This window comes from Achromobacter sp. SIMBA_011, assembly GCF_046535435.1.
In the GTDB taxonomy this organism is placed as follows: domain Bacteria; phylum Pseudomonadota; class Gammaproteobacteria; order Burkholderiales; family Burkholderiaceae_B; genus Achromobacter; species Achromobacter dolens.
This window is the reverse complement of sequence record NZ_JAWRWN010001126.1, coordinates 1-240: the sequence shown is the minus strand read 5'-3', so window position 1 is coordinate 240 and position 240 is coordinate 1. Positions and strand designations below refer to the sequence as shown.

Below are 240 nucleotides of genomic sequence, written 5' to 3'. Positions count from 1 at the left end.
CTGCACTCGTTGCAGGACATTAACACCGGTCCGCTTGCTAGTCGTATTCAGAACTTCCAATCGTCGGTTACTCAGATTGCACCGGGTCTTGCGTCATCAATTGGAATCGATCCGAAGAAAGTTCAGGATACGGACCTGTACAAGAAATACACGGCTCAGCTTGGTATGGGCTCAATGAGTGCGGCCGGTAGTCCATCGGATGCGCGGCTTAACCAAGCGGTCGCAGGTTCGCCCAACCTC

1 protein-coding gene is annotated in these 240 nt (G+C 53.3%); it reads left to right on the top strand.

Annotation, left to right across the window (positions count from 1 at the left end):
• The coding region (locus SB816_RS34550; protein ID WP_410548566.1) for a hypothetical protein at nucleotides 1–240 on the top strand (240 nt) is incomplete at both ends.